Source organism: Ramlibacter cellulosilyticus (assembly GCF_014297465.1).
GTDB classification, from domain to species: domain Bacteria; phylum Pseudomonadota; class Gammaproteobacteria; order Burkholderiales; family Burkholderiaceae_C; genus Ramlibacter; species Ramlibacter cellulosilyticus.
Window position 1 is genome coordinate 95,163 of sequence record NZ_JACORT010000002.1, and the last position, 21,640, is coordinate 116,802.

The window sequence follows — 21,640 nt, forward strand, 5'->3', positions numbered from 1 at the left end:
CAACGCCCGGGGACATTCCGCCCCCGGCGAACGGTCGAGCAGCGCGCGGCGGGCCTACCATGCAGGAACACGATGGCGGCGCCGGTGCAGCACCGCCGGAGACAGGAGTACTCGACGATGTTCCGGCTTCTGCTGACGCCCGCCTTCTTCGTATTGAAGCGCGTGAGTTTCCGCGTCGGGTTCGCCCTCGCGGGTTTGCTCTTCCTCGTTCCGGCCGTGGTGGCCTTCCTGTTGCTGCCGGAACTGCGGAGCCTTCCCGCCGGACCGCTGGCTGCCATCGGGGCGCTCACCGCCTTCGCGCTGTACGGCCTCGCCGCACTCCATGCGTACATGATCTTCGGCATCTCGCGGATCATCCGCGTCGCCGACCGCGTCGCGTCGGGCGAGCTCCTGGAGACGCGGCAGGCCACGACGGACGATTCGAGCAACAACGACGCCGACCGCCTCTGGAACGCCATCATGAAGATGAATGGCAGCCTGGCGCAGATCGTGCGGCAGGTGCGCGTCAGTGCCGAAGCCATCGTCTCCGCGTCGGGCACCATCACGGAAGGCCACGAGCAGCTCTCGCAACGCACCGAGGAACAGGCCGCCTCCGTCGAGGAGACCGCCGCCGGCATCCAGCACCTCGCCGACACCTTCCACCGCAACAGCGAGCACTGCAAGCGTGCCGAGGCGCTGTCCGGCACCGCCTCGGAGGTGGCACTCAAGGCCGCGGACGAGATGGCGGTCATGACGCGCACGATGCAGCGCATCGACGGCAGCGCGCAGCAGGTCAGTGAGATCCTGTCGACGGTGGAGGGCATCGCCTTCCAGACCAACATCCTGGCGCTCAACGCCGCCGTGGAAGCTGCGCGCGCCGGCGACCAGGGGCGTGGCTTCGCGGTCGTCGCGTCGGAAGTCCGCAGCCTGGCGCAACGCAGCGCCGCTGCGGCGCAGGAGATCAAGTCGCTGATCGCCGGATCGCTGGCGAGCGTGGGCGAAGGCAGGCAGATCGTGGACGTGGCGGCGCGCACGATGCAGGAAGTCGTCGGCAGCGTGCAGCAGGTGCGCGAAGTCATCGCCGAAATCGCGGAAGCGTCGCGCGACCAGAGCGCCAGCGTCGCGGAGATCAACCGCGCCATCGCGCAGATCGACGCCACCACGCAGCAGAACGCCGCGCTCGTCGAAGAGGCCGCCACCGCGGCCGTCTCCTTCCAGCGCGAGTCGACGGCCATGCTCGAAGCCGTGAGCCGCTTCAAGCTGGATCGCTCCGATCACCGCGCGCGTGCCATCCAGATGGTGAAGAAGGTCGCCGACCACGTGCGTCGCGCCGGAGCGCAGGAGGCCTGCGAAGACCTGAACCGGCGCGACCCGCGCTTCGAACAAGGCGAGTACTACGTCTTTGCGATCGACATGCAGGGCAACCGGCGCGCCTACCCGCCCGACCCGTCGAAAGTCGGGATCAACGGCATCCAGGACCGCGACGCCGACGGCCGCTTCTTCTGCCAGGAACTGATCCAGGTCGCGCGCCAGGCGGGCGCGGGCTGGTGCGACTTCAAGTACCTCAACCCGGCCTCGGGACAGATCGAGCCGAAATCGGTCTACATCGAGCGCGCCGGCGAACTGATCCTCGGCTGCGGGATCTACCTGCAGCCGGCGAAGGCCGCCGCCCCGGCCGCAAAGCCCTCTGCACGGCCGCTGCCGCAGGTGAAGCAACCGCTGCTGGCCGCGCGGGGCTGAGCAGCCTCAGCCTTTGCCGGCCCGGGGCCCCGCCTGCGCGCCCCGCAGGCGAGCCGTGCGCCGAGAATGCGCGCATGGCCGAATGGGTAATCCGATTCATCGAAGCACATGGGTATGTGGGCATCGCCGCCCTGATGCTGCTCGAAAACCTCTTTCCTCCCTTCCCGTCCGAACTGATCATGCCCTTCGCGGGATTCCAGGCGGCGCGTGGCTCGCTGCAGTGGCCCCTCGTCATCCTGGCGGGAGCCGTCGGTGCGCTGGTCGGCGCCCTGCCCTGGTACTTCGCCGGCCGCTTCCTCGGAATGCAGCGCGTGAGCCGTTTCGCCGACCGGCACGGCCGCTGGCTCACGCTCTCGCGGCGAGACCTCGAACGTGCGGAAGGCTGGTTCGCGCGGCATGGCGCGCTGGCCTTGGTGATCGGGCGGCTGGTGCCGGCGGTCCGCACGGTGATCTCGCTGCCCGCCGGCGTGTGCGGCATGCCCCTGGGCCGCTTCTGCGCCTGGACTTTCGCGGGGTCGGCGCTCTGGTGCTCGGTGCTCACGGCAGCGGGCTACCTGCTGGAGGCGCAATACGAGCGGATCTCCGGCGTGCTGCAGCCGGTGAGCACCGGCATCCTGGTCGTCATCGTCGCCTGGTACGTCGCGCGGGTGGTCCGCTTCCGTCCCGAGCGGCGCGAGTCCGCCGCCGGTGGCGAGTGAGGGAGGCGCGCTGATGGAATGCCGTCCTTCCTGCGGTGCCTGCTGCATCGCGCCCTCGATCACCTCGCCGATTCCCGGGATGCCGCAAGGCAAGCCCGCGGGGGTGCGATGCGTGCAGCTGGATGAAGGGAACCGCTGCAGGATCTTCGGCAAGCCGGAGCGGCCGGCGTTCTGCGGGGGGTTGCAGCCTTCGCGGGAGATGTGCGGCGCGACGAAGGAGCTGGCGATGGTGTGGATCGCGGAACTGGAGCGGGCGACGGCGCCGTGAATCCCCGGTGGGGATCGCTGGCGCTCATCGCCACGCTGCATCGCTGGGGTGCGCCTGCGGCGCAACCCAGCCTACGCGCCAAGATGCCACGTCGCATCACCCCGACGCGCCGGACCGTAGGCTGGGTTTCGCGAAAGCGAACCCCAGCGATCTGCACGGGCCCTCAGAACGGATAGTGCCGCGGCGTCGTCTGCACCGTGATCCAGCGCAGCTCGGTGAACTCCGCGATGCCGGCCCGCCCGCCGAAGCGGCCCATGCCGCTGCCCTTCACGCCGCCGAAAGGCATCTGCGCTTCGTCGTGCACCGTCGGCGCGTTCACGTGGCAGATTCCCGAATCGATGCGGCGCGCGACGTTGAAGGCACGCGCGATGTCCTTGCCGAACACCGCCGCCGACAGGCCGTACTCGTTGTCGTTGGCGCAGGCGATGGCTTCTTCCACGCCCTTCACGCGCACGATGCCTTTCACCGGCCCGAAGCTTTCCTCGTGGTAGATGCGCATGGCGGGCGTGACGTGGTCCAGCAGCGTCGCGGGCATCAGCGTGGTCTCGGCCTTGCCGCCGGCGACCAGCTTCGCGCCCTTGGACACCGCGTCCTCCAGCAGCGCGTTGCAGTGTTCCACCGTGGGCGTGCCCACCACGCTGCCCAGCACCACCGGGTCCGGCTTGCGCGGATCGCCGACCGGCAGCGACTTCGCCTTGGCCGCGAACTTGCGCACGAACTCGTCGGCGATCTTCTCGTCGACGATGATGCGCTCGGTGCTCATGCAGATCTGGCCGCTGTTGGCGAAGCAGCCGAAGGCGGCCGCGTTCACCGCGTCGTCGATGTCCGCGTCGTCCAGGACCACCAGGGGTGCCTTGCCACCGAGCTCCAGCACCGCGGGCTTGAGGTACTTGGCGCAGGTCTGCGCGATCAGCTTGCCGACGCGCGTGGAGCCGGTGAAGTTCACGCGGCGCACGGCGGGATGCGCGACGATGGCTTCCACCACCGTGCCCGCATCGTGCGGCGCATTGGTGATGTAGTTGATGACGCCCGCGGGCAGCCCCGCTTCCACGAACGACTCGGCGATCAGCTGGTGGGTGCGCGGGCAGTTCTCGCTGCCCTTGAGGATCACCGTGTTGCCGCAAGCGAGCGGCGTGGCGACGGCGCGCACCCCGAGGATCACGGGTGCGTTCCACGGCGCGATGCCCAGCACCACGCCCGCGGGCTGGCGCACGCCCATCGAGAGCGAACCCGGCACGTCGGAGGGGATCACCTCGCCGGCCACCTGGGTCGTGAGCGAAGCCGCCTCGCGGATCATGCCCGCGGCGAGCATCACGTTGAAGCCGGCCCACATGCCGGCGGCACCGGTCTCCGCGGCCATCGCTTCCACGAACTGCGGCAGCTTGGCTTCCAGCTTGTCGGCGGCCTTCAGCAGCAGCATGCGCCGCTCGCTGGGGCCGGTCTCGCTCCAGGTGCGGAAGGCTTCCGCGGCCGCTTCCACCGCCATCACCGCATCCGCGGCCGAAGCCGCGGGCGCGCGCGTGGCGACGGAGCCGTCGAGGGGATTGCGGCGCTCGAACATGGCGCCCTTTTCGGCCGTGACCTTCAGGCCGTTGATCAGCATCGAGAGATCGGACATTCAACTACTCCTTGTGTGTTTGGGAAAGGCAGAAGGCGGACAGCCGAACGCAGAGGTCGCAGAAGATTCGCAGAGGTCGCAGAGAACATCCTTCAAGGTCTTCCTCTGCGACCTCTGCGTCACCTCTGCGACCTCTGCGTTCCATCTGCTCACGCCCGCACACTCTCGTTCTTGCCAGCCTGCGCCCCGAGATACGCCTCCCGGATCACGCTCGACCGCGCCAGCAGCTTCGCGTGCCCGCTCGCGACGAGCGCGCCGCGTTCCAGCACGTAGCCGCGGTCGGCCACGGCCAGTGCCTTCTTCACGTTCTGTTCCACCATCAGCACGGTGGTGCCCGCGTCGGCGATGCGCCGCGCGATCGCGAGCAGTTCGTCGACCATGCGCGGTGCGAGGCCCAGCGAAGGCTCGTCCAGCATCAGCAGGCGCGGCGCGCTCATCATCGCGCGGGCCACCGCCACCATCTGCTGCTCGCCGCCGCTCATGGTGCCGGCCAGCTGCCGCGCGCGTTCGCGCAGCTTGGGGAAGTCGTTCATCACCTGCTCGAGGCGCGTGGCCCGTTCCGCCTTGGGCACGAGCCAGCCTCCGAGTTCCAGGTTCTCCAGCACCGTCATCTGCGGAAAGAGCTGGCGCCCTTCCGCGACCAGGGCCACGCCGCTGCGCACGATCGCATCCGTGCGCGTGGGCAGCGGCGCGTCGTCCAGCAGCACTTCGCCGGTGCGTTGCACCAGGCCGTTGAGCGCGCGCAGCAAGGTTGTCTTGCCGGCGCCGTTGGGCCCCAGGATCACCGTGAGCCCGGGGCGCACTTCGAACTCGAGACCGCGCAGCACGAGGAAGGCGCCATAGCCAGCGCCCAGCCCGCGCACGCGCAGGTGCGCATGCCGCGCCTGGCTGCCATGCACGAAGGGGCGTTCGCTCCAGTGCATCATGCGGCGCCCTCCTCCACCATCTCGTCGCCGAGATAGGCCTCGATCACTTCGGCGTTCCGCACCACCTCCGCGGGCGGGCCGTCCGCGATCTTGCGCCCCTGGTGCAGCACGATCACGCGCTCCACGTGGCGCAGCAGCGTGCGCACGGCGTGCTCGATCCACACCACCGTGAGGCCCAGTTCGTCGCGCAGCCTGCGCACCAGCGCCGCCATGTTCTCGATCTCGTTCTCCGTCAGGCCGGCCGCCACTTCGTCCAGCAGCAGCAGGCGCGGCCGCGTGGCCAGCGCCATGCCGATCTCCAGCAGCCGCTGCTGCGACGGCGTGATGGACCCGGCCGGCAACTCCGCCTGCGCCGACAGCCCGATCAGCTGCAGGATGTTCCCCGCGTCCCGCAAGGCCCAGGGCACCGAGGCTTCCTCGCCCCACAGCCAGTACTTGCGATGCCGCCGTCCCGCGAACTTCAGGCCGAACTCGATGTTCTGCGCGACGCTCATGTCCGCGAACACGCGCGGCGTCTGGAAGGTGCGCGCGAGGCCGTGCTTCGCGAAGCGGTGCGGCCCCTTGCCGGTGAGGTCGTCGCCGGCGACGATGAGCCGTCCCGACGTCGGCGCCAGCACGCCCGAAATCGCGTTGAAGAAGGTCGTCTTGCCCGCGCCGTTGGGTCCGATGATGCCCACCAGCTCGCCGGACTGCAGCGTGGCGCTCACCTGGTCGACGGCGGTGAGGCCGCCGAAGCGCACCGTCACCTCGCGCGCGGCCAGCAGCGGTTCCTTGCGGATCTCAGCCACGGCCCGCCCTCCCGAACCGCCAGCCGCGGAAGATCTCCCAGCGCAGCGAGGCGAGCCCGCCCGGCAGGTACAGCACCGACAGGATCAGCAGCAGCCCCAGCGTCATCATGTACACCTGCGGCGCCTGCAGGCGCAGGGTCTCCGCGAGCACGCTGAACACGATCGCGGCGATCAGCGGACCCCACAACGTGAGCGCGCCGCCGATCAGCGCGATCAGGACGGTCTGGAAGCCGATGAAGGGGTTGAACACGGTGTGCGGGTCGATGTAGGTCCAGCGCACCGACATCGCCGCGCCCACCGCGCCGGCGAAGGCGGCGGTCAGCGCGAAGCCCGCGAGCTTCACCCAGCGCGTGTTCACGCCCAGGGTCTGCGCCCGCTGCTCGTCGCCGCCGATGCCGGCCAGCGCGAGGCCGAAGCGCGTGCGCCGCACCCACACCGACACGGCGACGGCGAGCACCGCGAGCGCCAGCATGGTCAGGTACACCGTGTCGCGCTCGGGCACCGTGGCCAGCACGCGGCCGACCGTGCCGGTCACGCTCTTCTCGAAGTAGGTGACGGCGTGGCGGATCAGCTCCGTCATGCCGAAGGTGAGCACCGCGAAGTAAGTGCCGCGCAGGTGCAGCACCGCCGCGCCCATCACCAAGGCCACGAGCGCCGCGATGCCCGCGCCGAGCAGGATGGTCGGGACCCAGCCGAACTGCGCGAGGCCGATGGCCGACGTATACGCGCCGAGCCCGAAGAAAGCCGAGGTCGCGAGCGAGAGATAGCGCGTGGTCCCGCAGAACAGCGCCCAGCTCGTGGACAGCGCCACATACATCAGGCAGGTCAGCGCCAGCGAGACCAGGAACTCGCTGCCCCAGTAAGGCAGCGCGAGGGCCCAGCCCGCGAACACCAGCAGCACGAGCACGTCGCGCATGAGGAGGTGACGGCTGGCGGTCATGCCTTGCGCCCCTTCCGCGCGAACAGCCCTTCGGGCCGCAGCAGCAGGACACCGATGAACACGCCGTACGAGAGCAGCGCCTTGAGCGAGGGATTGGTGAAGTGCATGCCGATCGCCTCCACCACGCCCAGCAGCAGGCCGCCCGCGAGCGCGCCGCCCATGCTGCCGAAGCCGCCCAGCGTGATCACGATCAGCGCCGTCACCGTGTAGGGCTCGCCCATGGACGGCGAGATCGTGTACGCCATCGACAGCAGCGCGCCCGCCACGCCCGAGAGGCCCAGCCCGATGCCGAACATCAGCGGATGCAGCACGCGCGTGTTGATGCCCACCAGCTGCGCGCCCGTGGGCGACTGCATCAGCGCGCGCACGCCCTTGCCCAGGAGCGTCTGGCGCAGCAGCACGATGAGGCCGCCGCTGAACACGAGGGCGAGCACGAACACCAGCAGCTTGTTGGCCGCGAACTGCGCGTCGCCGAAGGCAACGGGAGAAGTCATGTAGTCGTAGCCGCGCAGCTCGCCGCCCCAGGCCCAGGACACGAGGTTCTGCACGAGGAACATGAGGCCGAAGGCGACCATCAGGCCGCGTGCCTCGAAGATGTCGAGATTGGGCGACGTCTCGGTGAGCCGGCGGAAGCAGAGGCGGTGGATCACCAGGCCGAGCGCCATCAGCGCGAGGAAGGAGAGCGGGATCATCAGCAGCGGCGACACGCCGAAGCTCGCCTGCATCATCCAGGTGAGGTAGGCGCCCAGCATGAGGAACTCGCCGTGGGCGATGTTCAGGATGCGCATCAGGCCGTACTGCAGGTTCAGGCCGAGCGCCACGAGGGCATAGATGCCGCCGGTGATGAGTCCGGAGGCGATGAGTTCGGTCCAGGCGCCGAGGGTCATGGTGTGTTCAGGCGCGAAAAAAAGGCCACCGTCATCCACGCGAAGGCGGGGACCCAGGGCTTGCGGGACGGGCGCGCATGCGCGCCTCTTGAAAGCCCTGGGCTCCCGCCTCCGCGGGAGTGACGGGGTCTACTCCTCCTCTGATTGCCTTGCCGTCCCTTATTTCCACGCCGCCTTGGCCGGATTCAGCTTCGCCGTGGCCATGCTCTGCGGCCACACCACCTCGAATTCGCCGTTCTGCCACTGCCCCACGCTGCCGGGGGTCGCCGTGTTCTCGCTGCCGGTGAACTTCACGTCGCCGACGATCGTCTTGTGCGTGTTCTTCGCCACGTACTCGCGGATCGCCTTGCGGTCCAGGCCCACGTTCTTGCAAGCCGCGGTCAGGATCTCGAGCCCCGCCCAGCAGTGGCCGCTCGCCCAGCGGTCCGGCTCCTTCTGGAACTTGGCGGTGTGCGCGTCGAAGTAGGCTTTCGCGCCCGGGCTGGTCTTCGCGTTCCACGAGCCCATACCCAGCACGCCTTCGGCACCGGCGGGCGTCATCACGTTCCTGTACAACTGGAAGGCCGTGCCCACCGAGGCGTAGAACATCTTCGGGTTGAAGCCCACTTCCTTCGCCTGCTTGGACGCGAGGATGGTGTCCGGCGGGTAGGTGATGCCGATGAAGGCGTCGGGGTTCAGGCCCTTCAGCTCGCGCAGCACGGGCGACAGGTCCTTCACGCCCAGCGGATAGCTCTTGCGCTCCACCACCTGGATGCTGGTCTTCTTCAGCGCGTTGTTCAGCGCCGCGAAGTTCTCCAGCCCGAACAGGTCGTCCATGTAGAGGATGCCGATGGTCTTCACGTTGTTGGCCGCCAGCATGTCGACGAGCGCGCCCATCATCCGGTCCGGCTGCTGCAGCAGCGAGAAGAAGTACGGCAGGTTCATGTCGATCAGCTTGCGCGACAGCGCGGTGGGCGCCAGCATCGGGTAGCCGAAGCGGTTCGCCAGCGGGGCGAGCGCGAAGTTGGCGTTGCTGCCCCAGGGCGGCAGGATCAGGTCGACCTTGTCGCTGCCCATCAGCTTCTCGTAGGTGCGGATCACGGTCTCGACTTCGCTGCGGTCGTCGGAGGAGACCAGTTCGATCCTGCGCTTCACGCCCTTCACGTCCAGGCCGCCGGCCGCGTTCTGCTGCTCGGCCCAGAGGATGTAGTTCGGCTCCTGGCTCACCTGCGCGCCGCCCGTCCACGGGCCGGTGCGCGACATCGCGTAGCCCACGCGCACGGGAGCGTTCTGCGCCATCAGGGCGGGAGCGATGGACGCGGCGCCGACGGCGGCGGCGCCCTGCAGGAAGTGGCGGCGGTTGGCCATGCTTGTCTCCTCTGGGGGGATGTGAACCCGCGCATCGTAGGAAGCGCAAGGGGCCGCCGCTTTGCTGTGCGCGCAGGAACTGTTGTCGCGCCGTGCACGCCTGCCTAGGGTTTACCCGTGGGGGTCTGGCCAGGGGGCGCGAGGCGCAGCCCCGCCGTATCATCCGCGCCAATGACCGCCAGCAAGCTGCTCAGCACCGACGTCGTCGCACCGCGCGACCGGGCGCCGCAGTGGTGCGAGTGGATCTCGCGGCACTTCTGCGGACTGCAGTCGGACCTGTACGGGGATACGCACTTCGACGGCCACCTCGCCTCCTCGCAGGCCGGCGACGTGATCCTGACGCGGCTGGAGGCGAACCGGCACCGCGTGGTGCGCACGGCGTCCATGGTGCGCACGAGCGACGGGCCGTACCTGAAGATCGTCGCGCCCTGGCAAGGCAGCGCGGTGGTGCACCAGGCGGGGCGCGAAGCCTGCGCGCGCGACGGCGCCTGGGTCATCTACGACACGACGGGCACTTACGAGATCGGCAACCCGGAACGCGTCGACCACCTGATCGTGATGGTGCCCAAGGACGACGTCGCCGAACGCGGCCAGCGCTTCGACGGCGTCATGGCGCGGCGGCTCGGCGCGAGCGGCATCTCGCGGGTGGCGCTGGAGACCATGCGCAACACCTACCTCGAGCTGCCGAACATGAGTGAAGCCGCGGCGGTGGGTGCGGGCGAGTTGATCAAGCAACTGGTGCGGCTGTCGCTGATGGAGCTCACGGGGCAGGAGACCTCGCTCACGCAGCGCGAGGCCTTGCGCGACCGCATCCGCGCGCACGTGCAGCAGAACCTGCGCGACCCGCAGCTCTCGGCCGACTCGATCGCGAAGGCGCTGAACTGCAGCCGCCGCCACCTGTACAACGCGTTCGCCGGCGAAGGCGAGACCATCGCCGCCTTCATCCAGCGCCTGCGCCTGCAGGCCTGCATCCGCGACCTGCAGCAGCAGGGCCCGCACGCCAGGCCGATCACGGACATCGCGATGTCCTGGGGCTTCGGGAATCCCTCGCATTTCAGCCGGGTGTTCCGGGACCATACGGGGAAGAGTCCGAGCGAGTTCCGAGGGGCTTGAACCGCTGGGTGGCGCGGCGTCCGTACGCTGGGTTGCGCGATGCGCACCCCAGCGATCCGCCGCAACGCTGGGGTTCGCTCGCGCGAAACCCAGCCTACGAATCCACTCCGAACTGCTCGAGCCGGGACGCCGACGCGATCGCGATCCTCCCATACCCCAGCTCGATCGCCCCTTCCCTCGCCAGCCCCTGCAGCTCCTTGCTCAAGGTCTGCCGCGACACGCCCAGCATCATCGCCAGCGCTTCCTGCGACACCGGCACCACCGGACGCGGATCGCGGGCCTGCGTGGCATCGCCGCGCGCGAGCAGCAGCAGGCGGCGGGCGACGCGGGCGCGCGTGGAGCGCAGCGTCGCGTCCTCCACCATGCCGTACAGCGAACGCACGCGTCCCGCGAGCAAGCGGCACACCGCGAGCGCGAAGGCCGGCCGCTTCATCATGCGGTCGAAGGCGGGACGGGGCAGCGCCAGCACCTCCGTCTCCCCCACCGCCGTCGCGTCGTGCGTGCGCGGCAGGCGGTCGATCAGCGAGATCTCGCCGAACCAGTTGCCGGCCTCCAGCACGACGAGGATCGCTTCCTTGCCGTCTTCGCGCAGGCTGGACGCCTTGATGCCGCCTTTCACGACGCCATAGAACGCGCCCTGCCCCGGCGGCACCGCATCGCCCTGGCGGAACAGCATCTCGCCCGCGGCGAGGTGCTGGCGCTCGCTGGCAGCGAGGACGGCTTTGCGATCGGCCGCGGGCAAGCCGGCGAACCAGGGGTTCGCTTCCAGGCGCAGCAGCAACTCGGCGGTGGCGAAGGAGGCGGGCAAGAGGGCGTCGACGGGCGGGGACTTCCCGCGATTGTCCAAATGGTGACAGTGAGGGGTCAAGCCGCGACGAAGAATGGCCCGCGACACCGAAAGAAGGAGACCCCATGAACATCGCATCGCTGCGCGAAGTGGTCAGCGCCGAGGAATGGCAGCTGCGCGTGGACCTCGCCGCCGCCTACCGGCTCGTGGCGCTGTACGGCTGGAGCGACCTGGTCTTCACGCACATCAGCGCGCGCGTCCCCGGCCCGGAGCACGCGTTCCTGATCAACCCCTACGGCCTGCTGTTCGACGAGATCACCGCGTCCTCGCTGGTGAAGGTGGACCAGCAGTGCAACAAGCTGATCGACTCCCCCTTCCCGGTGAATCCCGCGGGCTTCGTGATCCACAGCTGCATCCACCAGGTGCGCGAGGACGCCGGCTGCGTGCTGCACACGCACAGCCGCGCGGGCGTGGCGGTCAGCGCGCAGAAGTGCGGCGTGCTGCCCATCTCGCAGCAGAGCACCTTCGTGCTGGCCTCGCTCGCGTACCACGACTACGAAGGCGTGGCGCTGCGCGACGAGGAGAAGCCGCGGCTGCAGCAGGACCTGGGCGACAGGAACTTCCTCATGCTGCGCAACCACGGCCTGCTGACGGTCGGCCGCAGCGTGCAGGAAGCCTGGCTCTCCATGTACACCTTCGAGAACACCTGCCGCATCCAGATCGATGCGCAGGCCGGCGGCGAACTGCACCACGTCGACCCGCGGATCATGGTGGGGATGGAGAAGGTGATGAAGACGGTCACCGCAGGCCAAGGCGCAGGCATCGCCTGGCCCGCGCTGCTGCGGAAACTGGACAAGCTGGATCCGTCGTACAAGACCTGAAAGCCCCGCAGCCCGTAGGCTGGGTTGCGCGCATGCGCACCCCAGCGATGCGCGAAAGCGCTGGGGTTCGCTGGCGCGAAAGCGCTGGGGTTCGCTGGCGCGAAACCCAGCCTACGCGATGGCCTGCCGCGCCGCCGCCAAGGCCGGAGCCGACGTCGGCGCCGGCGCGTGCCGCGGGCGCGGGTCGTGTTCCAGCACCATCACTTCCTTGCGCGTCATCTGCAGCGCGCCGAACATGGTGGCGAACGCCACGTCCTTCGCGTCGCGTCCCGTGCCGATGCGCACCACCCGGTCCACCGGCGCCATGCCGGTCGGGTCGAACAGCACCCAGTGGCCATCGAGCCAGGCCTCGAACAGCGCGTGGAAGTCCTGCGGCGGCTCGTCGAACCACACGTAGCCCACCACCATGCGCGCCGGGATGTTCAGCGCGCGGCAGAAGGTGATGCCCAGGTGCGCGAAGTCGCGGCACACGCCCATGCGCTGGCCGAAGACCTGTTGCGCCGTCGTGTTCGCGTCCGTGCTGCCCGACTTGTAGGTGATGTGCGCGCGGATCCACTCCTCGATCGCACGCACGCGCGCATAGCCGGGAGGGATGTTGCCGAACAGCTTCACCACCTCGTTGCACAGGACATCGGACTCGCAGTACCGCGTCGCGAGCAGGTAAGGGAAGATCTCGTCCGGCACCTGGCTGACCGGCGTCTCCTTCAGGTCTTCCTGGTGCGGCGGCGTGTGCACTTCCACCTCCGCCTTGTAGTTCACCCGCAGCGGGCCGGGACCGGCATCGAAGCGGATGAAGCGGTTGCCGCTGCGCGGGTCGACGTAGCTGTGCGGCGAGACGCCCGACGAGATCGACAGGCGCTCGCTCAGGATCTTCTGGGTCGGCCAGTGGGCCGCCTCGATGTTGAAGCAGAAATGCGTGGGCGACAGGACCTGGTACTCCAGGACCGTCTCCACCGTGGACAGGTGCATGGAAAGCCTGCGGATCGGTAGCTGGTCCTTGATGCTAAGGACTGCACCGCCGGCCTTCCATCGTCCGGCTGCCTACCCGCCTGTAGGACAGCCCGAGGCTTACTTGCCGCCGCCGAACAGGCCCCGCAGGCTGTCGCCGATCTTCTGGCCGGTCCCGGCGCCGGCCGCCGTGCCCGCGCCGGGCATCACCAGCGTGCCGATCGCCGCACCCACCATGGCGCTGCGGGTCAGCGTGACGCTCGGGTCGTCGACGGTCCCGCCGACCGCCAGCGGCACGCCGAGCGAACCCTTGCTGCTCGCCAAGTCCACGTTCACCATGCCGTTGAGCGCCTTGGCCGGCGAGATCGACACGTTGCCGGTCGCCGACATCGCGCCCGAGGTCGCCACCAGGTTGGTCAGGTGCACCGCCTTGCCCTGCGTGTTCACCTGGCCGGCCAGCGTGTCCAGGCGCGTGATCCCGCCGCGGCTCAGGCCCACGGTGTTCACGGCCTTCTGCAGGTCGATGCCCTGGATCAGCGCATCGCGCACGGTGAAGCGCGTCTGCGTCGTGAGCACGTCCGCCACCTGGCCGACGTCGCGGAACTCGGAGCGCAGCGTCGTCTGCGCCTGCAGCTTGCCGGTGAGCGGCTTGCTCGGCGCGGTGAGCGCGGACACTTCCACGTTCTCGGTGTTCAGGTTGCCGCTCAGCACCTGGCTGCCCGACTTGCCCGGCTGCAGCTGCAGCTTGCCGGCGATGTGCCCGCCGCCGATGTCGATGCGCACGGGCCAGAAATCGCCGTCACGCTCCACGTTGCCGCGCGTGCCGGCCAGGCGGCCCTGCACGATGCGGAACGAGGCTTCGTCCAGCAGCCCGTCGAAGCCGAGGTTCGCCTGCGCGTCCACCGTGATGCGCTGGCCCTTCTCGTCGATCCAGGTGATGTCGTCGAACACCGCCTTGCGCGGCAGCATGTCCATGGTGCTGCGCGACGCCGATGCGGGCTTCGCCGCCGGCTTGGCACCCTTGTCCTTCTTCGCCATCGCATTGCCGATCGCGGCGATCGCCGCCTGCGGCAGCACCGCCTTGCGCACCGTCAGCGTGGCGATCTCCAGCTTGCCCGCCATCAGCGCGGGATAACCGGGCCGCGCCTCGATGCGGCCGACGGTCAGCGCCGGACGCGTCTGGATCTGCACGTCGTCGGCGGCCACCGCGGGCAGCGGCCACAGGTCGATGGAGAGCTTGCCCAGCTTCAGCGGCACGCCCAGCGCCGCGCTCGCCTCGCGCTCCGCGCGCGTGCGGAAATCGTCGGTCCGCAACCAGTACTGCAATGCGATCGCCGACCCCACCACGAGGAGCACGAACGCCGCGACGAAAAAGAACACCCACTTCAAGACCTTGGCCATGCACCGATTGTGGCGAAGCTCGGCAGCAGCCCCAAGGCGTGCACGTTTTCCGCAGCCGGGCTAGCATGGAATTTCTTCACATTCGCCACAGCCCAAAGCAAGGAAACAACGATGAAGCTGTATTACTCCCCCGGCGCCTGCTCCCTGTCCCCCCACATCGTGCTGCGCGAGGCGGGCCTCGCCTTCGAGCCGGTGATGGCCCCGACCAAGACGCACAAGCTGCAGGACGGCACCGACTACTACTCCATCAACCCCCTGGGCTACGTGCCGATGCTGGAGCTCGACGACGGCACGCGGCTGCGCGAAGGCCCGGCCATCGTGCAGTACATCGCCGACCAGGCGCCGAACAAGAACCTCGCACCCGCCAACGGCACGCTGCCGCGGTATCGCCTGCAGGAGTGGCTCACCTTCATCGGCACCGAGATCCACAAGAGCTTCTCGCCGCTGTTCAACCCGAACATGCCGGACGAAGGCAAGCAGATCTACCGCGACCGCATCGCCAACCGCTTCGCCTTCGTCGACAAGGAGCTCGCGGGCAAGCAGTACCTCATGGGCGACCACTTCACCGTGGCGGACGCCTATCTCTACACCGTCTCGCGCTGGGCCAAGCCGATGAACATCGACCTCTCCGCGTACCCCAACCTCGTCGCGTACCAGGAGCGCGTGGGCGCGCGGCCGGCGGTGCAGGAAGCGCTGAAGGCCGAGAAGCTGTCGTAAGGCTCTGTACGGGGCGGGAACCCTCGCGGTCCCGCCCTGACCAACACACATGAAGAAGACCCTGTTCGACCCCGTGCAGCTGGGGCAGCTGCAGCTGCCCAATCGCATCGTCATGGCGCCGCTCACGCGCAACCGCGCGCCGAACGCCATCCCCACGCCGCTCATGGCGGAGTACTACGCCCAGCGCGCCAGCGCCGGCCTGATCATCAGCGAAGGCACCGCCATCACGCACCAGGGCCAGGGCTACGCCGACGTGCCGGGCCTCTACGGCACCGAGCAGCTCGACGCCTGGCGCCAGGTCACGAAAGCCGTGCACGCGCGCGGCGGCCGCATCTTCTGCCAGCTGTGGCACGTGGGGCGCGTCTCGCACGTGAGCCTGCAGCCGGGTGGCGGCCAACCGGTCGCGCCGTCCGCCGTCACCGCCAAGACCAAGACCTTCCTGATGCCCGAGGGCTTCGTCGCGGTGTCCGAGCCGCGTGCGCTCGACGCGGAAGAGATCCCGGGCATCGTGCGCGACTTCCGCCATGCCGCGCGCAACGCCATCAGCGCCGGCTTCGACGGCGTGGAAGTGCACGGCGCCAACGGCTACCTCGTCGACCAGTTCCTGCGCAGCAGCAGCAACCGCCGCACGGACGACTATGGCGGCTCCATCGAGAACCGCGCGCGCTTCCTGCTGGAGATCATGCGCGAGGTGTGCGAGGAGGTCGGCCGCGAACGCACCGGCCTGCGCCTGTCGCCGGTCACGCCGGCCAACGACATCGTCGACGACAACCCGCAGAAGCTCTTCGACTACGTCGTGCGCCAGCTCGCGCCGCTGGGCCTGTGCTACCTGCACCTGATCGAAGGCGCGACCGGCGGCCCGCGCGAAGTGGAAGGCCGTCCCTTCGACTACGACGCGATGCTGCGCGCCTGGCGCGAAGCGGGAGCCAAGGGCGCCTGGATGGTGAACAACGGCTACGACCGTCCGCTGGCGGAGCAGGCGCTGTCGCAAGGCGCGGACCTGGTCGCCTTCGGCATGAAGTACATCGCGAACCCGGACCTGGTCGAACGCCTGCGCACCAACGCAGCGTTCAACGAGGTGCGGAAGGAGAAGCTGTACGGCGGCGGCGCGGAAGGCTACACGGACTACCCGGCGCTGGCGAGATAGCCCGCGTCATTCCCGCGGAGGCGGGAAGGACGGTTCATTCCGGTCCCACCCCGATCGGCGCCGGCGCGCGCATGACGATGCGCGTGAACAGCCGGTCGTAGATCGGGTCGCGGTCGCCGCTCGCGAAGGGGTCGCCCTTGGCCTGGAAGGCGGCGTTGAGCTGGGCCCAGTCGGCTTCGGTCAGCTGCTTCTGCGCCACCGGCAGCAGCTCCACCTCCTCGGTACGCATGTGCTCCAGGTAGAACTGCACGTACTTGCGCGCGGCGTCGTCGAATGCGGGGCGGCGGCTGTCGCCCAGCAGCTCCCAGGCGAGCAGCAGGTGCTGCAGCTCGCGCACGCGGTGCTCGCCGGACATGTGGTCTTCCTCCAGCTTGTGGATCACGGGCATCAGTTGCGGCGCCACGCGCGCGATCTTCGGGAAGAGCAGGTCCGACTCCTTGGGATGGTGGCGGCGCTCGGGAAACTCGTCGATGTAGAACAGCATCGCGCGCAGCACGTCGAAGAAGCGCTCGGGCTGTTCGTCGGGGTCGCGCTCCAGCATCTGCAGCATGGAACGCAGCACGGCGGCGACGGCGGCATGCTCGTCGCGGATCACTTGCAAGGCAGGTCGGGTCATGGTGTCGGTCTCCTGCCGCCAGATTCGCACGCAGGGGCCCCTGCCCGCTTGACCCAAGTCAACGCCCCGGCAGGCGCCAGCGCTTCAGCAGCAAGGCGTTCGTGAGGACGCTCACGCTGGACAGGGCCATGGCCGCCCCGGCCACCACCGGGCTCAGGTAGCCCAGCGCCGCCAGCGGGATGCCGGCCACGTTGTACGCGAAGGCCCAGAACAGGTTCTGCCGGATCTTGCGCACCGTGCGGCGCGAGATGTCCAGCGCGCCCGCCACTAGGCCCACGTCGCCGCGCATCAGCGTCACGCCCGCCGCATGCATCGCGACGTCCGTGCCCGTGCCCATGGCGATGCCGACGTCGGCCGCCGCGAGCGCGGGTGCGTCGTTGACGCCGTCGCCCACCATGGCCACGACGTGGCCGTTCTCCCGCAGCGCCGCCACGCGCGCCGCCTTGTCGCCCGGCAGCACCTCGGCCTGCACCTCCTCCGGCGCGAGGCCCAGGCGCGCCGCCATGGCCACGGCCGCGGCGCGGTTGTCGCCGGAGATCATCACCAGCCGCAAGCCGCGCGCGCGCAGCTGCGCCAGGGCTTCGGCCGCGCCCGCCTTGGGTTCGTCGGCAAACGCCATCAGCGCCCGCAACACCAGGCCCTCGGTCGCGCGCTCCACGAACGCGGACAAGGTCGCGCCCTGCCCCTGCAGCCGCCGCACGTCGGCCTCCAGCGCGCCGAGCGGCACGCCGAGTTCCTCCAGCCAGCGCAGGCTGGCGATCAGGTAGCTGCGGTTGGCGACCTCGCCTTCGGTGCCGCGGCCCGCGACCGCCCGCACGGCATCGGGCGCCGCCACCGTGAGCTGCCGTTCGCGCGCCGCCGCGACCACGGCACGGGCCAGCGGATGTTCGCTGCCGCTCTGCAGGCTGGCCGCCGCGGCAAGCAGCGCATCGGCCTCCACGCCCGGCGCGGCGACGAAGTCCACCAGCCGCGGCTGGCCGACCGTCAGCGTGCCTGTCTTGTCGAACGCCACGGTGTCGACACGATGCGCGAGCTCCAGTGCCTGTGCGTCCTTGATCAGGATGCCTTGCCGCGCGGCCACGCCGGTGCCCGCCATGATCGCCGCGGGCGTCGCCAGACCCAGCGCACAGGGACACGCGATCACCAGCACGGCGACCGCGTGGATCAGCGCTTCCTCGACGCCGCCGCCCGCCAGCAGCCAGCCGCCCAGCGTGATCGCCGCGAGGACCAGCACCACCGGCACGAACACGGCGGACACCTGGTCCACCAGGCGCTGGATCGGCGCCTTGGCTGCCTGCGCGTCCTCGACGAGCCGGATGATGCGCGCCAGCACGCTCTCGTGGCCGACCGCCGTCGCCTGCATCACGAAGCGGCCTTCGCCGTTGATGCTCCCACCCGTGACGCGCGCGCCCTGGCCCTTCGCGACGGGGAGCGGTTCGCCGGTCAGCATGGATTCGTCGACGTGCGTGTCGCCCTGCTCCAGCACGCCGTCCGCGGGGATGCGCTCGCCGGGACGCACGACCAGGCGGTCGCCCGCCAGGACTTCCGCCAGGGGCAGGTCGGCCTCGCCGCCGGAGCGCAGGATCACGTGCGCGATCTCGGGACGCAGCGCCTGCAGCGCGCGGATGGCCGTCGTGGTCTGGCGCTTGGCGCGGGCCTCCAGCCACTTGCCGAGCAGCACGAGCGTCACCACCACGGCCGAGGCTTCGAAATACAGGTGCTCGTGCCCCTGCGCCAGCCACAGCCACATCGACAGGCCCCAGCCCGCCGACGTGCCGATGGCCACCAGCAGGTCCATGTTGCCCGTGCCCGCCTTCAGCGCATGCCAGCCGGCCTTGTAGAAGCGGGCGCCGAGGATGAACTGCACCGGCGTCGCCAGGACGAACTGCAGCCAGGCCGGCAGCATCCAGTGCTTGCCGGCGAGATCGCCGACCATGGGCACCACCAGCGGCAGCGACAGCAGCAGGCCCAGCGCCACCGGCGCGAAGCCCGCCCAGGGCGAGAGGTCTTCCTGCTGCGCCTGTTCCGCGCTGCGCGGCTCGTAGCCCGCGTTGCGCACGGCGCGGCGGATCTGCGCTTCCATCTGCCCGGAAGGCGCGTAGGTCACGCGGGCGGATTCGGTGGCCAGGTTGACCACGGCATCGCTGACGCCCGGGACCTTCTTCAGCGCGCGCTCCACGCGGTTGACGCAGGAGGCGCAGGTCATCCCGGCAACGCCGAGATCGAGGGTGGCGGGGGCGGTGGTGCTGGTGTCCATGGCTGAAGGATGGACCTTGCCATCATGGGAAGGTCAAGGCCTTGCGCCGGATCAACCCGGCAGCGCGCGGGGGCTTGGGATCCCGCGGTTTGACCTTACCATGGTGGCAAGGTTCACGCTCCGGAACCTCCCAACCAGAAAGCAGAAAGGATTCGACGATGAACCAGACCTTCCAGGTGCAAGGCATGAGCTGCGGCCATTGCGTGGGCGCCGTCACGCAGGCGGTGAAGTCCGTCGACCCGCAGGCGGAAGTCAAGGTCGACCTCGCCACGGGCCAGGTGGACGTGCAGTCCGGGCAGGACCACGCGGCCATCGCCCGCGCGATCGAGGAAGAAGGCTACAAGGTCGCCGCGTGAAGGTTGCGCAGGACGGCGTCGCCTGGCCGGTGAACATCGGCGAGGCGGCGCGCCTCTCGGGCGTGTCGGCCAAGATGGTGCGGCACTACGAGGGGCTGGGGCTGCTGCCGCGCGTGGCGCGCACGGACAGCGGCTACCGCCAGTACAGCGAAGCCGAGGTGCACACGCTGCGCTTCATCAAGCGCGCGCGCGACTTGGGCTTCTCGATGGAGGAGATCGGCGGGCTGGTCGGCCTCTGGCAGAACCGCCGCCGGGCGAGCGCCAGCGTGCGCAGGATCGCGCAGAAGCACGCCGAGGAACTGGAGCAGCGGATCGTCGCGATGCAGGAGATGCAGCGGACGCTCAAGCACCTCATTCACTGCTGCCAGGGGGATGAGAGGCCGGAGTGCCCGATCCTGGATGAATTGGCGAGGTAGGGTGGCGGGGAAGCTGGGGTTCGCTGCGCGAAACCCAGCCTACAAGGGAAGCGAGCACGGGTCGTAGGCTGGGTTTCGCGCAGCGAACCCCAGCACCCCCGTCACCTCTTCGCCTTCTCCGCGTCCAGCGCCTGCTGCCGCTTCAGTTCCTCCTTCGCCATCACGTCCCGCAGCACCTTCGCCGGGCCGGCGCCCATCGAGCGCGTGTCGACCGCGGACCGTTCCTGCACGGCGAGCATCTGCTCGCGCTGCGCCAGCACCGGGTCGTCCATCAGGATCACCGCGCCCACGCTGGAGCGGTCGGCGGCGTGGACGGGCGCCGTGTCGGTCATCGTGACGGGTTCGGGCTGCTTGGGCGCCTGCGCCCAGGCGGCTCCGGCGACGAATGCGGTGGCCAGCACCCCGGCGGCCGCTCGCACGAAATCCTGGTACCTCATCGTGGAACTCCTGAAGACAACTGTGTTGGAGCCCACTGTGGCCCTGCCCGTCCGTGCGGGCTGTCGCCCCCGGTGGGTGCTTGCCGTAGGACGGACACGACCCAGCGTGTAGCTTGCCGGTAAAGGCCCGGTCTTTACACTCCCGCAACGCTGGCGCGATGGATGAGACACAGCCGCCGCCGAGACTTCCTTCCAACGGGCCCGCACCCAGGCCCCGAACCTTGAAAGGATCCTCCCAATGAAACCGAACCGTCGCCACCTGATCGCCGCCACCCTCGTCGCCGCCATCGGCTTCGGCGCCGCCGTCCAGGCCCAGACGCCGCCCGCCGGCGCCCCTGGCGCGGGCCGGCCCGACGCGGCCCGCATGGAGCAGTTCCGCGCCCGCATGCAGGAGCGCATGGCGCAGCGCCTCGGCGAGCTGAAGCAGAAGCTGGCCATCACGCCGGCGCAGGAAGGCGCCTGGAGCACGTGGACCGCCAACCTGCAGCCCACCCCGCACCAGCGTCCCGATCGCGCCGAGATCGCCCGCCTGACCACGCCGGAGCGCATCGACCGCATGCGTGCCCTGCGCGCCGAGCGCAACGCCGCCATGGACAAGCGCATGGACGCGACCAAGACCTTCTACGCCCAGCTCAACGCCGAGCAGAAGAAGACCTTCGATGCCGAGAGCCTGCGCTTCCTCGGCGGCAAGGGCGGCCGTGGCCACGGCCACCACGGCGGCCCCCGCGGCTGATCGCACCCGCGACAACGAAAAAGCCAGGCAGTGCCTGGCTTTTTTCATGGGCGCCGCGGCGCTCAGTACGAGAACACGTAGTACGGTCCGTCGACGCTCACCACGTGGTAGGGGATGTCGTAGCGGCCGACAACCACGTGGTTGTCGGTGGCCACGTTCGGCGCGCCGCCCGTCATGGTGCTGGCCTCGCCCGCGCGCGCCGGCACGTTGAAGGTGGCGGCGGCCTGGTGGCGGGTGACGGAGTCACCCTTGTGCGTCAGGTGGTAGTTGCGATGCATCTGGTCCATCGCCGTGTGGCGGTCGAAGTTGATGTTCGGCTGCACGTACACGTACTCGTAGGCCGGCGTCACGGTCGTCGTGGTCGTCACGGTCGACGTCGCGGGGCCGGCGCCCAGCACGGTGGTGTCGAGGCTGGTGCTGGAGTCCAGCGCCAGGGTGTCGGCACCGTTGGGGCCCAGTTCGACCATCGTGCCGTCGGGATAGAAGATCGCGTCGGCGTGGGCGAAGCTGGCGGCGGCCATCACGCCGGCCGCGATCAGGGAGAGGGACATCTTCTTCATGGAATTCTCCGTACTGGATGTTGTGGGTGGGTGCCCAGCCTGCGCCGGGCTCGTGCCAACCAGTTTGGCGCCGCCGCATC

23 protein-coding genes are annotated in these 21,640 nt (G+C 69.5%); 10 read left to right on the top strand and 13 right to left on the bottom strand.

Going from position 1 to position 21,640, the window contains the following annotated elements; genetic code table 11:
* The first annotated feature begins 117 nt into the window (after positions 1-117).
* The 3 genes from H8N03_RS06380 (at position 118) to H8N03_RS06390 (ending at position 2,685) form a co-directional block, all read left to right on the top strand.
* The gene (locus H8N03_RS06380) at positions 118-1,719 is read left to right on the top strand and encodes a methyl-accepting chemotaxis protein (protein ID WP_187075326.1); all 1,602 of its coding nucleotides are present in this window, start codon (positions 118-120) and stop codon (positions 1,717-1,719) included.
* Between the two features lie 74 nt (positions 1,720-1,793).
* The gene (locus H8N03_RS06385) at positions 1,794-2,417 is read left to right on the top strand and encodes a DedA family protein (RefSeq protein ID WP_187075327.1); all 624 of its coding nucleotides are present in this window, start codon (positions 1,794-1,796) and stop codon (positions 2,415-2,417) included.
* Positions 2,418-2,430: 13 nt separating this feature from the next.
* Positions 2,431-2,685 carry a YkgJ family cysteine cluster protein gene (locus H8N03_RS06390; RefSeq protein ID WP_187075328.1) on the top strand — a complete coding sequence of 85 codons (255 nt, stop codon included), beginning with the start codon at positions 2,431-2,433 and terminating at the stop codon, positions 2,683-2,685.
* A 163-nt stretch (positions 2,686-2,848) separates the two neighbouring features.
* Here H8N03_RS06390 and H8N03_RS06395 read toward each other — a convergent pair whose 3' ends face one another.
* From H8N03_RS06395 to H8N03_RS06420, 6 genes are all read right to left on the bottom strand, one after another.
* Positions 2,849-4,303 carry an aldehyde dehydrogenase gene (locus tag H8N03_RS06395; RefSeq protein ID WP_187075329.1) on the bottom strand — a complete coding sequence of 485 codons (1,455 nt, stop codon included), beginning with the start codon at positions 4,301-4,303 and terminating at the stop codon, positions 2,849-2,851.
* A gap of 149 nt (positions 4,304-4,452) precedes the next feature.
* Positions 4,453-5,229 (bottom strand): ABC transporter ATP-binding protein, encoded by a 777-nt coding sequence (locus H8N03_RS06400; RefSeq protein ID WP_187075330.1) that lies wholly within the window; start codon positions 5,227-5,229, stop codon positions 4,453-4,455.
* Positions 5,226-6,017 (bottom strand): ABC transporter ATP-binding protein, encoded by a 792-nt coding sequence (locus tag H8N03_RS06405; protein ID WP_354005086.1) that lies wholly within the window; start codon positions 6,015-6,017, stop codon positions 5,226-5,228. The genes H8N03_RS06400 and H8N03_RS06405 overlap by 4 nt, the downstream gene beginning before the upstream one ends.
* A complete protein-coding gene (locus H8N03_RS06410) occupies positions 6,010-6,957 on the bottom strand; it encodes a branched-chain amino acid ABC transporter permease (protein ID WP_435531656.1) in 948 nt (315 codons plus the stop codon). Before H8N03_RS06410 ends, H8N03_RS06405 begins: the two co-directional genes overlap by 8 nt.
* Positions 6,954-7,844: a branched-chain amino acid ABC transporter permease gene (locus tag H8N03_RS06415; RefSeq protein WP_187075331.1), complete on the bottom strand. Its 891-nt coding sequence runs from the start codon at positions 7,842-7,844 to the stop codon at positions 6,954-6,956. Before H8N03_RS06415 ends, H8N03_RS06410 begins: the two co-directional genes overlap by 4 nt.
* Positions 7,845-8,003: 159 nt before the next feature.
* Positions 8,004-9,191, bottom strand: a complete 1,188-nt coding sequence (locus tag H8N03_RS06420; protein WP_187075332.1) for an amino acid ABC transporter substrate-binding protein — start codon at positions 9,189-9,191, stop codon at positions 8,004-8,006.
* Positions 9,192-9,362: 171 nt separating this feature from the next.
* Here H8N03_RS06420 and H8N03_RS06425 point away from each other — a divergent pair, with 171 nt between their 5' ends.
* Entirely contained in the window at positions 9,363-10,304 is a 942-nt protein-coding gene (locus tag H8N03_RS06425; protein ID WP_187075333.1) for a helix-turn-helix domain-containing protein, read from the top strand.
* Between the two features lie 94 nt (positions 10,305-10,398).
* Here H8N03_RS06425 and H8N03_RS06430 read toward each other — a convergent pair whose 3' ends face one another.
* Positions 10,399-11,112 (bottom strand): Crp/Fnr family transcriptional regulator, encoded by a 714-nt coding sequence (locus tag H8N03_RS06430; RefSeq protein WP_255428097.1) that lies wholly within the window; start codon positions 11,110-11,112, stop codon positions 10,399-10,401.
* Positions 11,113-11,216: 104 nt separating this feature from the next.
* On the opposite strand from H8N03_RS06430, the gene H8N03_RS06435 reads away from it, so the two are divergent.
* Positions 11,217-11,972: a class II aldolase/adducin family protein gene (locus H8N03_RS06435; RefSeq protein WP_187075335.1), complete on the top strand. Its 756-nt coding sequence runs from the start codon at positions 11,217-11,219 to the stop codon at positions 11,970-11,972.
* Between the two features lie 111 nt (positions 11,973-12,083).
* Here the strand turns inward: H8N03_RS06435 and H8N03_RS06440 are convergent, their stop codons facing one another.
* Positions 12,084-12,941 carry a transglutaminase-like domain-containing protein gene (locus H8N03_RS06440; protein ID WP_187075336.1) on the bottom strand — a complete coding sequence of 286 codons (858 nt, stop codon included), beginning with the start codon at positions 12,939-12,941 and terminating at the stop codon, positions 12,084-12,086.
* Positions 12,942-13,040: 99 nt separating this feature from the next.
* Positions 13,041-14,321 (bottom strand): AsmA family protein, encoded by a 1,281-nt coding sequence (locus H8N03_RS06445; protein ID WP_187075337.1) that lies wholly within the window; start codon positions 14,319-14,321, stop codon positions 13,041-13,043.
* 111 nt (positions 14,322-14,432) lie between these two features.
* Here H8N03_RS06445 and gstA point away from each other — a divergent pair, with 111 nt between their 5' ends.
* Entirely contained in the window at positions 14,433-15,038 is a 606-nt protein-coding gene (gene gstA / locus H8N03_RS06450) for a glutathione transferase GstA (RefSeq protein WP_187075338.1), read from the top strand.
* A 49-nt stretch (positions 15,039-15,087) separates the two neighbouring features.
* Positions 15,088-16,185 carry an alkene reductase gene (locus H8N03_RS06455; protein WP_187075339.1) on the top strand — a complete coding sequence of 366 codons (1,098 nt, stop codon included), beginning with the start codon at positions 15,088-15,090 and terminating at the stop codon, positions 16,183-16,185.
* Positions 16,186-16,219: 34 nt separating this feature from the next.
* On the opposite strand, the gene H8N03_RS06460 is transcribed toward H8N03_RS06455, so the two are convergent.
* Complete coding sequence (locus tag H8N03_RS06460; RefSeq protein ID WP_187075340.1) at positions 16,220-16,801, bottom strand: hemerythrin domain-containing protein; 582 nt, start codon at positions 16,799-16,801, stop codon at positions 16,220-16,222.
* Between the two features lie 58 nt (positions 16,802-16,859).
* A complete protein-coding gene (locus tag H8N03_RS06465; RefSeq protein WP_187075341.1) occupies positions 16,860-19,058 on the bottom strand; it encodes a heavy metal translocating P-type ATPase in 2,199 nt (732 codons plus the stop codon).
* A 158-nt stretch (positions 19,059-19,216) separates the two neighbouring features.
* On the opposite strand from H8N03_RS06465, the gene H8N03_RS06470 reads away from it, so the two are divergent.
* Positions 19,217-19,414: a heavy-metal-associated domain-containing protein gene (locus H8N03_RS06470; protein ID WP_187075342.1), complete on the top strand. Its 198-nt coding sequence runs from the start codon at positions 19,217-19,219 to the stop codon at positions 19,412-19,414.
* A complete protein-coding gene (cueR, locus tag H8N03_RS06475) occupies positions 19,411-19,830 on the top strand; it encodes a Cu(I)-responsive transcriptional regulator (RefSeq protein ID WP_354005087.1) in 420 nt (139 codons plus the stop codon). Before H8N03_RS06470 ends, cueR begins: the two co-directional genes overlap by 4 nt.
* 101 nt (positions 19,831-19,931) lie before the next feature.
* On the opposite strand, the gene H8N03_RS06480 is transcribed toward cueR, so the two are convergent.
* Positions 19,932-20,267 (bottom strand): hypothetical protein, encoded by a 336-nt coding sequence (locus tag H8N03_RS06480; RefSeq protein ID WP_187075343.1) that lies wholly within the window; start codon positions 20,265-20,267, stop codon positions 19,932-19,934.
* A 238-nt stretch (positions 20,268-20,505) separates the two neighbouring features.
* On the opposite strand from H8N03_RS06480, the gene H8N03_RS06485 reads away from it, so the two are divergent.
* Entirely contained in the window at positions 20,506-21,000 is a 495-nt protein-coding gene (locus H8N03_RS06485) for a Spy/CpxP family protein refolding chaperone (RefSeq protein ID WP_187075344.1), read from the top strand.
* Between the two features lie 62 nt (positions 21,001-21,062).
* Here H8N03_RS06485 and H8N03_RS06490 read toward each other — a convergent pair whose 3' ends face one another.
* Positions 21,063-21,560: a hypothetical protein gene (locus H8N03_RS06490; protein WP_187075345.1), complete on the bottom strand. Its 498-nt coding sequence runs from the start codon at positions 21,558-21,560 to the stop codon at positions 21,063-21,065.
* Positions 21,561-21,640: the final 80 nt, after the last annotated feature.

Coding starts and splice junctions, on each gene's coding strand:
- H8N03_RS06425 (WP_187075333.1), top strand. CDS start 9,363: ATGACCGCCAGCAAGCTGCTCAGCACCGACGTCGTCGCACCGCGCGAC.
- gstA (WP_187075338.1), top strand. CDS start 14,433: ATGAAGCTGTATTACTCCCCCGGCGCCTGCTCCCTGTCCCCCCACATC.
- H8N03_RS06485 (WP_187075344.1), top strand. CDS start 20,506: ATGAAACCGAACCGTCGCCACCTGATCGCCGCCACCCTCGTCGCCGCC.
- H8N03_RS06410 (WP_435531656.1), bottom strand. CDS start 6,957: ATGACCGCCAGCCGTCACCTCCTCATGCGCGACGTGCTCGTGCTGCTG.
- H8N03_RS06385 (WP_187075327.1), top strand. CDS start 1,794: ATGGCCGAATGGGTAATCCGATTCATCGAAGCACATGGGTATGTGGGC.
- H8N03_RS06455 (WP_187075339.1), top strand. CDS start 15,088: ATGAAGAAGACCCTGTTCGACCCCGTGCAGCTGGGGCAGCTGCAGCTG.
- H8N03_RS06480 (WP_187075343.1), bottom strand. CDS start 20,267: ATGAGGTACCAGGATTTCGTGCGAGCGGCCGCCGGGGTGCTGGCCACC.
- H8N03_RS06465 (WP_187075341.1), bottom strand. CDS start 19,058: ATGGACACCAGCACCACCGCCCCCGCCACCCTCGATCTCGGCGTTGCC.
- H8N03_RS06435 (WP_187075335.1), top strand. CDS start 11,217: ATGAACATCGCATCGCTGCGCGAAGTGGTCAGCGCCGAGGAATGGCAG.
- H8N03_RS06420 (WP_187075332.1), bottom strand. CDS start 9,191: ATGGCCAACCGCCGCCACTTCCTGCAGGGCGCCGCCGCCGTCGGCGCC.
- H8N03_RS06395 (WP_187075329.1), bottom strand. CDS start 4,303: ATGTCCGATCTCTCGATGCTGATCAACGGCCTGAAGGTCACGGCCGAA.
- H8N03_RS06460 (WP_187075340.1), bottom strand. CDS start 16,801: ATGACCCGACCTGCCTTGCAAGTGATCCGCGACGAGCATGCCGCCGTC.
- H8N03_RS06415 (WP_187075331.1), bottom strand. CDS start 7,844: ATGACCCTCGGCGCCTGGACCGAACTCATCGCCTCCGGACTCATCACC.
- H8N03_RS06440 (WP_187075336.1), bottom strand. CDS start 12,941: ATGCACCTGTCCACGGTGGAGACGGTCCTGGAGTACCAGGTCCTGTCG.
- H8N03_RS06470 (WP_187075342.1), top strand. CDS start 19,217: ATGAACCAGACCTTCCAGGTGCAAGGCATGAGCTGCGGCCATTGCGTG.
- H8N03_RS06380 (WP_187075326.1), top strand. CDS start 118: ATGTTCCGGCTTCTGCTGACGCCCGCCTTCTTCGTATTGAAGCGCGTG.
- H8N03_RS06445 (WP_187075337.1), bottom strand. CDS start 14,321: ATGGCCAAGGTCTTGAAGTGGGTGTTCTTTTTCGTCGCGGCGTTCGTG.
- H8N03_RS06400 (WP_187075330.1), bottom strand. CDS start 5,229: ATGATGCACTGGAGCGAACGCCCCTTCGTGCATGGCAGCCAGGCGCGG.
- H8N03_RS06490 (WP_187075345.1), bottom strand. CDS start 21,560: ATGAAGAAGATGTCCCTCTCCCTGATCGCGGCCGGCGTGATGGCCGCC.
- H8N03_RS06390 (WP_187075328.1), top strand. CDS start 2,431: ATGGAATGCCGTCCTTCCTGCGGTGCCTGCTGCATCGCGCCCTCGATC.